The organism is Paenibacillus sambharensis (genome assembly GCF_003233845.1).
GTDB classification, from domain to species: Bacteria; Bacillota; Bacilli; order Paenibacillales; family Paenibacillaceae; genus Paenibacillus_I; species Paenibacillus_I sambharensis.
This window is the reverse complement of the sequence record NZ_QKRB01000052.1, coordinates 24,686-34,502: the sequence shown is the minus strand read 5'-3', so window position 1 is coordinate 34,502 and position 9,817 is coordinate 24,686. Positions and strand designations below refer to the sequence as shown.

The 9,817-nt window shown below is 47.7% G+C and carries 11 protein-coding genes; 4 read left to right on the top strand and 7 right to left on the bottom strand.

What is annotated here, in order from left to right; genetic code table 11:
* The first annotated feature begins 68 nt into the window (after window positions 1–68).
* Window positions 69–1,624, top strand: a protein-coding gene (locus tag DNH61_RS17670; protein WP_111145361.1) for an IS3 family transposase whose coding sequence is annotated in 2 segments (ribosomal slippage) — window positions 69–699 and window positions 699–1,624 — 1,557 coding nt in all. Because the reading frame shifts where the segments join, the coding sequence is not laid out codon by codon here.
* A 207-nt stretch (window positions 1,625–1,831) separates the two neighbouring features.
* On the opposite strand, the gene DNH61_RS17665 is transcribed toward DNH61_RS17670, so the two are convergent.
* The 5 genes from DNH61_RS17665 to DNH61_RS17645 form a co-directional block, all read right to left on the bottom strand.
* Complete coding sequence (locus tag DNH61_RS17665) at window positions 1,832–2,011, bottom strand: hypothetical protein (RefSeq protein ID WP_111148012.1); 180 nt, start codon at window positions 2,009–2,011, stop codon at window positions 1,832–1,834.
* A gap of 103 nt (window positions 2,012–2,114) precedes the next feature.
* Window positions 2,115–2,483, bottom strand: a complete 369-nt coding sequence (locus DNH61_RS17660; protein WP_111148015.1) for a DMT family transporter — start codon at window positions 2,481–2,483, stop codon at window positions 2,115–2,117.
* A gap of 16 nt (window positions 2,484–2,499) precedes the next feature.
* The gene (locus DNH61_RS17655; protein ID WP_111148011.1) at window positions 2,500–2,826 is read right to left on the bottom strand and encodes a DMT family transporter; all 327 of its coding nucleotides are present in this window, start codon (window positions 2,824–2,826) and stop codon (window positions 2,500–2,502) included.
* A gap of 221 nt (window positions 2,827–3,047) precedes the next feature.
* Entirely contained in the window at window positions 3,048–3,410 is a 363-nt protein-coding gene (locus tag DNH61_RS17650; RefSeq protein ID WP_111148010.1) for a VOC family protein, read from the bottom strand.
* A 127-nt stretch (window positions 3,411–3,537) separates the two neighbouring features.
* A complete protein-coding gene (locus tag DNH61_RS17645) occupies window positions 3,538–5,406 on the bottom strand; it encodes a bifunctional diguanylate cyclase/phosphodiesterase (protein WP_245948232.1) in 1,869 nt (622 codons plus the stop codon).
* A 430-nt stretch (window positions 5,407–5,836) separates the two neighbouring features.
* Here DNH61_RS17645 and DNH61_RS17640 point away from each other — a divergent pair, with 430 nt between their 5' ends.
* Window positions 5,837–6,151 carry a hypothetical protein gene (locus DNH61_RS17640; RefSeq protein WP_111148009.1) on the top strand — a complete coding sequence of 105 codons (315 nt, stop codon included), beginning with the start codon at window positions 5,837–5,839 and terminating at the stop codon, window positions 6,149–6,151.
* A gap of 40 nt (window positions 6,152–6,191) precedes the next feature.
* Window positions 6,192–6,653 carry a hypothetical protein gene (locus DNH61_RS17635; protein WP_146241075.1) on the top strand — a complete coding sequence of 154 codons (462 nt, stop codon included), beginning with the start codon at window positions 6,192–6,194 and terminating at the stop codon, window positions 6,651–6,653.
* Here DNH61_RS17635 and DNH61_RS17630 read toward each other — a convergent pair.
* Both DNH61_RS17630 and DNH61_RS17625 read right to left on the bottom strand, forming a co-directional pair.
* Complete coding sequence (locus DNH61_RS17630) at window positions 6,650–7,405, bottom strand: permease prefix domain 1-containing protein (protein WP_111148007.1); 756 nt, start codon at window positions 7,403–7,405, stop codon at window positions 6,650–6,652. The two genes, DNH61_RS17635 and DNH61_RS17630, sit on opposite strands and share 4 nt — an antisense overlap.
* Entirely contained in the window at window positions 7,392–7,745 is a 354-nt protein-coding gene (locus DNH61_RS17625; RefSeq protein ID WP_111148006.1) for a PadR family transcriptional regulator, read from the bottom strand. The genes DNH61_RS17630 and DNH61_RS17625 overlap by 14 nt, the downstream gene beginning before the upstream one ends.
* Window positions 7,746–7,973: 228 nt before the next feature.
* Here DNH61_RS17625 and DNH61_RS17620 point away from each other — a divergent pair, with 228 nt between their 5' ends.
* Window positions 7,974–9,530 (top strand): GH39 family glycosyl hydrolase, encoded by a 1,557-nt coding sequence (locus tag DNH61_RS17620; protein ID WP_111148005.1) that lies wholly within the window; start codon window positions 7,974–7,976, stop codon window positions 9,528–9,530.
* Window positions 9,531–9,817: the final 287 nt, after the last annotated feature.

Genomic DNA, 9,817 nt, shown 5'->3' with positions numbered 1-9,817 from the left:
TGATATGCTCCCCATACGGTAGACAGGTGAAAAATAAAAACCTGTTTACTGTATAGGGAGCATTTTTCATGCCTAGAAATAAACTGAACGCTTTAGAAAAATTGGCAATCCTTCAAGAGATCGAAGCTGGTCATATTGGAGTGAGGGCAACTGTTAAGAAGTATGGCATTGCCATGTCTACGCTTGCGAATTGGCAACGTCGTTATCGGTTGTATGGTACTGAGGGACTAGAGGTCCGTAAACACAACCGTAGTTATTCCGAAGAGCTGAAGCATCAAGCGGTTAAGGATTACTTGGAGGGGAAATTGTCACAGAACCAAGTCATCGATAAGTACGGGATCGCTTGTCGAGCGCTGCTCTTCAATTGGATTAAGAAGTATACTGGTCATAGCAGCTTAAAAGCCTGTACAGGGGGAACAACAGCTATGACCAAGGGACGTAAGACAACATGGCAAGAGAGGATCGACATCGTCCTATATTGCCTTGCGAATGGACAAGACTACACGAAGACAGCAATGCAATTCCAGGTTTCTTACCAGCAAGTATACGGATGGGTGAGAAAGTATGCAGAAGGCGGACAGGATGCTTTACAGGATGGTAGAGGGCGTGCCAAGGCGCCTGAAGAGTTAACGGAAGTCGATGAACAAAAGTACGCGATGAAGAAACTGGAGTACGAAATCGAGCGACTCCGGGCGGAGAATGCTTTCTTAAAAAAGTTACAGGAGTTCGAAAGGAGGTGTCCCTAAGCCAACATCGGCAAGAGAACATCTACCTTGCCATTCAAGCTGTCCAGCGCACAGAGTCAATGACCATACAGCTTTTATGCGGCGTTGCTGGGATTCCGAGGTCGAGCTATTACAAGTGGCTTAATCGAACACCTAGCTCACGTGAGCTGGAGAATAGAAAGCTGACAGAGATGATGATGTCCATGTACGAGAAAGTTGAGGGCACCTTTGGTTACCGGCAATTAACGTTACATATGCGCCGAGAATGGCAACATCCGATTAATCATAAGCGAGTGCAAAGACTGATGAGGATTAAGAGAATCCAGTCCGTCATCCGCAGAAAGAAAAAGAAGTATGAGCGTTCTACGCCGCAGCAGGTAGCTGAGAACGTGCTTAACCGCAAGTTCCAAGCGGAAGCGCCGAATGAAAAGTGGGTTACAGATGTCACGGAGTTTAAGTATGGCAATAGCCAGAAGGCTTATTTAAGTGCCATCCTCGATCTTCATGATAAATCGATTGTTTCTTATGTACTTGGTCACTCGAATAATAATCCTCTCGTCTTTCAAACGTTGGATTTGGCTTTACAGGCAGCCCCTAATAGCAAGCCTTTAATTCATAGCGACCGTGGCTACCAGTACACGTCACTGAGGTTCAAAGAAATGCTGGACAAGGCTAATATGACGCAGAGTATGTCCCGAGTGGGCCGTTGCATTGATAACGGTCCGATGGAGTCTTTCTGGGGAACCCTAAAATGTGAGAAGTATTATTTGCATACCTACCGCACATATGAGGAACTAAAGAAGGATATCGATGACTACATTCACTTTTACAATAATGAACGGTTACAGGCAAAACTAAACGGCCTCAGCCCCATAGAATTCAGGACGAAGGCCGTTTAACTAACTTTTATTTTTTGTACTGTCTACTTGACGGGGTGCAGTTCATTCCCAGCACCGCCATTTTGATTCATTCTCAGCTTATTTTCCATCATGCGAACCCTCCCGCCAGACAAGCAGACTTGCTCTTGAGAGAGTAATTACACGATGGGAGCCATTCGCCTGAATCACTGCTCTGGCCCATCCAATACCCGCCGGATCACAAGAACTCTAGCGTTTCTCGTTCGTTTCACCCTTCTTGATGGAGTAGGAGCCAAAACGGTTGATCTCTTCAATCGCTTTACGCCCGAAGGATTCGATAACAGCCGCTTCAGTCAAGATATTCTTATCGTTGATCTGCCCATTGTATTCTACGACCTTGCCGTCCTTCACTACATACAACGTTTCCATTTGCATATCTCTCCTTTCGCATGGGTTACATCTATAGTACCCGATTTCCATGTCAGATTAAATAACATTCGCAGCATCCATACCAATCAGGTTATGTTCACCGTTATCCGCTGCTTGAGGTTGCTACCTCTTTATCCTCACGTGCTTTGCCCTGGCTCTCTGACAGATTCAACAGCACAACGCCTCCTATAATAAGGACGATTCCCAGGAGTGATGAGAGATTGAAGGCTTCACCCCAGATTAATACGCCAATTAGTGCGGTTAAAGCCGTTCCTGCCCCCGACCATATCGCATAGGCCATGCTTAACGGGATACTCTTCAGCGTGACCGACAGCGCGTAAAATGAAATTCCAAAGCCGATCACGAAACCAATAGAAGGGAGAATGTAGGTAAAGCCGTCTGAAAATTTGAGCATCGAACTGCCAAATATCTCTGCAGCAATGGCTATCCCCAATGTTACGTACCATTTCATCATGCAATCCCCTTTTCTAGTGGCTTACTCCCGTTAAATTCATGATGACAACACCGGCAATAATAAGCGCCATCCCTGCAAATTTCTTGGCATTGAAACGCTCCTTATACACCAGAACCCCGATCAAAGCGGTCAGGGCCGTTCCTAAGCCTGCCCAGATCGCATAGGCTGTCCCCAGGGGGAGGGCTTTCAGTGCTAATGATAAGAGGTAGAAAGACAAGATGTAGCCAACCACAACCCCTGCAGAGGGGTATAGCTTCTTGAATCCATTCGATAATTTAAGCATGGAACTTGCAAACACCTCGCACAATATAGCCACAACCAGATAGACCGACGCTAACAAGAGAAGCTCCCCTTTACAGAAAATTCACCGGCTTTATGAATATATGCAAGACCGTGCCGAAAAAGCTAGTTGATTATTGCGCGCTGCGCTGCTTATCCGTTCCGCAGCCATCTCGCATGCATCTACAATGCCGTCTTGACGGTGTCCATGTCAAAACAGGCAGCCGGTCTACTTGACCGGCTGCCTCCCTTCTCTGCTTCCCTCATAATCAATCCGCTTCGTTATAACTGAATAACACTGATCATACTTCCATTAAGGTCAGTAAGATCAAACCGCTTAGGCTCACCGTTTCTAATCTCAGAAACTTGTACCCCGCTGCGTTCAAGTCTTTCCCTTACTTCCTCTACATCCTTCACGACGAAGTTAAACGGGGTGTATGTATCAATAGGCTCAAAATCCGGGATCTGTACCAGATGAAATCCGCAGTTCGGCGCTATAGCTAATCCGGCCATTCGTTCATTGCTCCAGCGCAAATCGAACCCGAACACCTCTTGATACCATGCTAACGACTCCTGAAGATTCCGTACCGGTAGAAAAACCGCATCAATTCGGTCAACAAACTGCTGGGTTGCTTGTTCACTCATTGGTAAACCACCTTTATATAGAATATCTTCCCCATATATTCTATTAAACACACTGTTATCTGTAAACCTCTCCCTCTGCTAGATAATTAAGGGTGTATATGAATGAGAGGAGCGGAGCTCGGGACGACTATTCATTTTCCGGTGCGCCGGCCCCCGGATGATCCTTCAGCCATTGCTCGATTGTTTCAATTAACATCGGTTTGCCGTAGTAATATCCTTGCATAACGTAACATCCGAGTTGAGACAGAAAGTCTATATGCTCCTGATGCTCAACTCCTTCTGCGATGACATCCAAATGCAGATTTTCGGCCATTAGAATAATCGCATGGATAACAGCGCGCTTGCTCGGTGTGTCTAGATCATTCGTAAACAATCGGTCCAGCTTGAGTGCATCAATCGGCAGCCGGTCAATCAGACCAATTGAGGAATATCCTGTGCCGAAGTCATCCATTGAGACTCTCACACCAAGCTTACGAATTTCCAAGAGCTGCCGGATAATATCATCAATATCATGGAGCACCATAGATTCTGTTATCTCAAGTTCGAGGAATTCAGGCTCAAGTTCAACGCTTGTTAATATGCCATGAATCATATCCAATAAGCTGTCCGTTTCGAAGAGACGCGTTGAAAGATTAACGGAGACCGGCTTCGCAACTCCCTGGGATTGCCAGAGCTTGTTCTGCCGGCAAGCTTCTTCTACCATCCATCTGGTCATTGGGATGATATGGCCTGTTTCCTCAGCGATCGGGATAAATTCACTTGGCGAGACATGACCCAGACGCGGATGATTCCAACGGGTCAGCGCTTCAAAGCCATACAGCTGATTGGTTCTCACATTCCATTTGGGCTGATAAACGACATAGAACTGCTTTTGTTCGAGGGCCAACTGCAGATCCTTTTCCAGTTCCATCTTGCGGACCTCGCGCGTCCCCATCTCATCGCTGTATATGCAGTACTGGTTTTTACCGAGCCCTTTTGCTTTATACATAGCAGTATCCGCTGTCTTAAGAAGGATAGAACGGTCATTTTCCTGAATGGACCCCACACTGATACCGATACTTCCCGTAACATATAATTCATTGCCGCCTATATGATACACCTTTTTAATGGTTTGCAAGATATCCTTCGCAAACGCTTCAATCCGCGCTAAATCCCCGCTGTTCACAATAAACAGGAACTCATCACCGCCGATCCGGAAGGCCATCTGGTCCCTCCGAATGAATTGCTGCAGACGAAGGCCAACCTGCTGTACCAGTAAATCACCGATATTATGTCCAAGCGTATCATTAATAGATTTAAACCGGTCCAAATCCAGAAACAAGACCGCGATGCTGTCACTGCCCTCATAGGTGTCGAAGAACCGGTTCATCTCATTACGGTTCGGTAAACCTGTAATCGAATCCTTATAAGCCATCCGCTCCAGCACATGCCGGTCAAAAAACATGGCGCCCCATGATATAAATAGGATAGCGAAAATGGTTACCGTAACACCATATAATAGAAAAACATCAACAGAGGGGGTATTATGCCCCGTTGTCAAACTGCCGTGCGCTTCGTATTGTGCGGCGAGCATACCCGTATAGTGCATACCGCAGATGGCGGCCCCCATGACAATCGCTGAAAGCCACTTGAGCCAGCTGTAGGATGATTGGTTTCGGAATTGCCGAAATAAGAATAAAGCTGCAAACGAGGCTGCAAAGGCGATAACAGCTGACACGACCCACAGCTTATGATCATATCTGATATGGGCTTGCACGATCATGGCTTCCATGCCGATGTAATGCATGATGACAATTCCGCTGCCCATAAACAGCCCGCCGATTGCAATCTTGTACCAGACAATATTCTTCGGCATGGTGATATAAAACGCAATAAACGATGAGACAATACTTGCCAGCATAGAGAGACAAGTAAGCCATATATCATATCTCACCTCAGTGTGCAGGTGAAAGGCCAGCATACCGACAAAATGCATGGACCAGATCCCTTCGCCCATGATAAAGGCACCTGCCAGAAGCCAGAAATATTTGCTTTTCCCACTAGCATGCGAGATTTTAGTCGTAATATTAAGTGCCGAGTATGACGCCAAAATAGCAATAACTACTGACAGGGCAACAATGTAGTAGTTATAACTGCCCCCTATATTCACCTTGTTCAACTCCTAAAGTATGCCTTGACCATCCTGATCGCTTCACAAAGTGGGCGCCATTTATATACTTATCGGCTGTACGAGTCTTGGGGTTAATATTGGGTCAACATCTGCACTAAGAAGTATTGCAAGAAGCCTGGCCCCGCATAAAGAGCCGGGCTTCGCTTCGCATCGTATAGCCCCCACTTTTGAAAGTAAGAGTTATACTTAAATTGAATTAATTTGCATTAAGAGTCCCGTGCCTGCCATAATTGTGGTAAAGAGGCAGGTGTAATCCATGAGAACTGGCTACAGCGTATTAAGAGAATTGAAGCTGAAGAACTTCATTCCAACTGCCGGAGACTATGGGCTAAAGGATGTTGAATTCGAGAATTTCATTAGATTTCTAGAACGCAAGGGCTTTATAGAGCGAGTACTCTGGGTCAAAGATGCCTATTCCCTAAGGCCGGCAAGACTTACTCCTAAGGGGCTAAGCCTCCTGGAAGAGTACAGCGGGCTTGAAAGTGAGTATCCTGCAGAGAGAACGAGTCTCAAACCCTGGGTTGAGCTTGATAAAATCTTGTACAGCAACGGGGCCGAGGAGGCCGATTAAGCGCATTTCAATGTTTAACATCAAATGGAGGTGTCTACTGTTGAGCAAAGGCCGCATCAAGAATCACGTACAATTGCTGGCCGTCCTGGCCGGGATCATCCTCATTCTGGGTACCGTTGTCGTGTTTTCCGTGTACTCACTCCAAATGTTTGATTTCATTGAAATCCGCATATCGTCTATAGGCTCCATGTTTGCATTCGCTGCCTTACTATTTTTGGGGTTGGGTATTGTGGGCATCTTCGGTACCTTCTTAGAGACCCTGCGAACTCACTTGTTTGGGGACCGTTTCAAATTAGCTGGAATAGCTGTGCAGGAAGTCGTTCTCATTGCCGTCTTCGGCGCCATTATTCACATGATTAATCAGTGGATTGCCGGATTCGAAATCGGGAATTACCAAACCGAAATTCTGCTGGCTCTGTTCCTATATGGACTCATCACCCTGATCAGCAAACTAGGTGATCATGTTAAAAAGCAGGATGAAGCAAATAATGAGACACTTTAATGCCGCGCCCGGTACACCAAATAAGCTGGAATGTTAAAAAGTGAGATCGCGACGATCCAGAAAATGCGCAGTTTACGAGTCCGATAGGCCTGCATGATCGCCCAAATTGCAAAAAGCACCCAGTAAATAACCAGACATACCATTATGCTGTTGATCCATCCGAGTTGATAATGTTCATAACTAATTCGCACATCCCATATGCCGTCACTCACGGCCTCACCCATAGCGGCATTCCAATACATTACATGTTTAAAAGGCTCTTGGTATATCAAATCAGCATCTGCCGGGTTCGTGTTTGCTAACGAGATTTCCAGGGATTTAATCTGCGGAGCGGCGGCTGCAATTTTGACCAGTTCCCGCTTACTCTCCTCACTAATCTCCGGTCCAATACTCAGCACCTCCAGGGCTTGCTGCTTAACATGCTCGCGCTCGCCCGTAAGCTGATATTCGTTATAAGCAAACAAACATCCTAGCAAAATACCCAAGGTTGCGAAAACAATAGCAGCTCGCAGAACATTCACAGCAAACATACGGGGGATTTGAAAATATTCAGCTACCTGCCCTCTTATCATGCGCTCATCACCAAAACGCTCTACTGCGATCTTCACCGCCTCTTCTTCCGTTTTCCCTTCAGCCATTAACTCCTGGGCGGCTTGCAGCAGATGTGCTCTCATTTCTTCTTTCAACTCTTCTGCTTCCGTTCCATCAAGGTTGGCATACACAGAATTAACATACTCATCAATCTGTTTCATTCGGCTCATTCTCCCTTTTCAAAAAAGAATCCATCATTTTTTTCATGAACTGCCACTCTTCATACTTGCGGTCTAACTCTCCCTCGCCCAGCGGCGTGAGTTTATAATACTTCCGCCTTCCCCCAGGGCCCTGTTCATCCCCCCAATAAGACTCGACCCATTTATTCTGCTCGAGTCTCTTTAACGACAAGTACAGCGTGCCTTCTTTAAGCTCAAACGTATTGCCGCTTTTCTCCCGGACTGTCTTAGCTAGATCGTATCCATACATATCCCGGCTATAGAGCAATGATAGGATCAGCGTATCAATATGGCCTTTCAAAACCTCTTTGTTAATATCCAAGTCATTCACCTCTGGATAAGTATAAACACGAATACTATGTAATGCAAGGTATTACAAAAAATCAGCCACTCACCACCAGTAGAGTGAGTAAAACTTACCGCCATAACCACCGGAAGCTGCTGCAGCTTTAATTACCTAAGCAGGAACTATAGTTTACTGTCTTCCCCAGTATAATTCCTGCTGTTAAGATGACCGGTAGATGCTTGTTACTGAACAGGAGGCTGAACCATGCAGCAGGAACAGAATCAATCGCAGGATGAATTGAAAGCGCAATCAACCATCTCTATCCCGTCCGAAGCAATCGGAACGTTCAAGGGGAACTGGAAGTACTGTGTCGGAACCGGGCGTCTCGGCCTTGCCCTGCAGCACGAGTACCTCGAACACCTGGATCTCGTTCAGGAGGCAGTCGGCTTCGAGTACATCCGCGGGCACGGCCTGCTGCATGATGATGTTGGCATTTACCGCGAGGTGGAGATTGACGGAGAGAAGCGCCCCTTCTATAACTTCACCTATATCGACCGGATCTTCGACAGCTATCTGGAACGCGGCATCCGCCCGTTCGTGGAGCTCGGGTTCATGCCGAAACCGCTGGCATCGGGTGAGCAGACGATTTTTTACTGGGAAGGCAATGTGACACCTCCAAACGACTATGGAAAATGGCGGGACCTAATCGTCGCGGTCGTCTCCCACTTCGTAGAGCGGTACGGGCTGGAGGAAGTGCTGAGGTGGCCGTTCGAGGTGTGGAATGAGCCGAATCTGGTCAACTTCTGGAAGGATGCCGACAAGGGTGAATATTTCAAGCTGTATCAGGTGACGGCTGAAGCCGTCAAACAGGTGCATCCAGATCTGCAGGTCGGCGGACCAGCGATCTGCGGCGGCGCCGACCACTGGATCACGGATTTTCTGAATTTCTGCCACGAGCAGCAGGTTCCGGTTGATTTTGTGAGCAGGCATGCCTATACGTCCCACCAGCCCAACAAGGTTACCTTCGAATATTACTATCAGGAACTGACAGAGCCAGTCGATATGCTGCAGCAGTTCCGCCAGGTGCGCGAGCTGATCAACGAATCTCCTTATCCCGATCTGCCGCTGCACATTACGGAGTATAATACCTCCTACAGTCCGATTAATCCGGTCCATGACACGGTGCTGAATGCCGCTTATCTGGCACGTATTCTCAGCGAGGGCGGCGATTATGCGGACTCCTTCTCCTACTGGACCTTCAGTGATGTGTTTGAGGAGCTGGATGTGCCGAAGGCTCAGTTCCACGGCGGTTTCGGCATGATGGGTCTGAACGGTATTGCCAAACCGACCTTTCACCTGTTTGCCTTCTTCAACCAGCTGGGGGATGAGCTGCTTTATCGGGATGAACAGGTGATTGTAACGAGACGCAAGGATGGCACGATCGCTCTGATTGTCTGGAATCTGGTGATGGATAAAGCGAATCGGGTGCAAGAGCTGACGCTCGACCTGCCCGCTCCCGCTGGCGAGGTGTTCGTGAAGCGCCAACAGGTGGATGAGCAGCACGGCAATCCGTGGGACACTTGGCGTCAGTTGGGCCGTCCAAGATTCCCTGACCGGCAAGCCGTGAAGGTGCTGCGTCAAGCGGCCCAGCCTCTGCTGACTACTGCCCGCATGCCTGCCGCTGACGGCCGCCTGCAGCTTCCGCTAATGCTCGCCAAGAACGAAGTAACGCTGATCGAGCTGCTGCCCGTACGGGACGAGACTGCCAGCTATGCCGGATTGGATGATAGTCTGATCACGTCGTACTCTGGTATGTATTAGGAGACAGTTGCTTAATAATGCGGGATGAAGAATAATTTGAGACACGTCATGCTCCTGCAGGATGAAAGACAAGAAGAGTCCGCGCCAGTCTGGTAACTGGACGGACTCTTCTCGTGCCTTTCAGGCACCCTTGTTGTGTCTGCCAGGTTCCTTTGTCGTGCTTTCTATGTCGCCTTGTTGTGCTTAAGCGCATTTTGTGCCTATCAGGCGGCCATCATAGTCGTTTCCATGCAACTGATGCTTGGTAAGTCACGTCTACTTCCCCGTCAACGATGCCGTTCAAAGCA

Excerpts from the sequence above, each read along its gene's own strand:
- DNH61_RS17620 (WP_111148005.1), top strand. The coding sequence starts at position 7,974 with ATGCAGCAGGAACAGAATCAATCGCAGGATGAATTGAAAGCGCAATCA.
- DNH61_RS17660 (WP_111148015.1), bottom strand. The coding sequence starts at position 2,483 with ATGAAATGGTACGTAACATTGGGGATAGCCATTGCTGCAGAGATATTT.
- DNH61_RS17665 (WP_111148012.1), bottom strand. The coding sequence starts at position 2,011 with ATGGAAACGTTGTATGTAGTGAAGGACGGCAAGGTCGTAGAATACAAT.
- DNH61_RS17640 (WP_111148009.1), top strand. The coding sequence starts at position 5,837 with ATGAGAACTGGCTACAGCGTATTAAGAGAATTGAAGCTGAAGAACTTC.
- DNH61_RS17645 (WP_245948232.1), bottom strand. The coding sequence starts at position 5,406 with ATGGGCGAAGGGATCTGGTCCATGCATTTTGTCGGTATGCTGGCCTTT.
- DNH61_RS17650 (WP_111148010.1), bottom strand. The coding sequence starts at position 3,410 with ATGAGTGAACAAGCAACCCAGCAGTTTGTTGACCGAATTGATGCGGTT.
- DNH61_RS17630 (WP_111148007.1), bottom strand. The coding sequence starts at position 7,405 with ATGAAACAGATTGATGAGTATGTTAATTCTGTGTATGCCAACCTTGAT.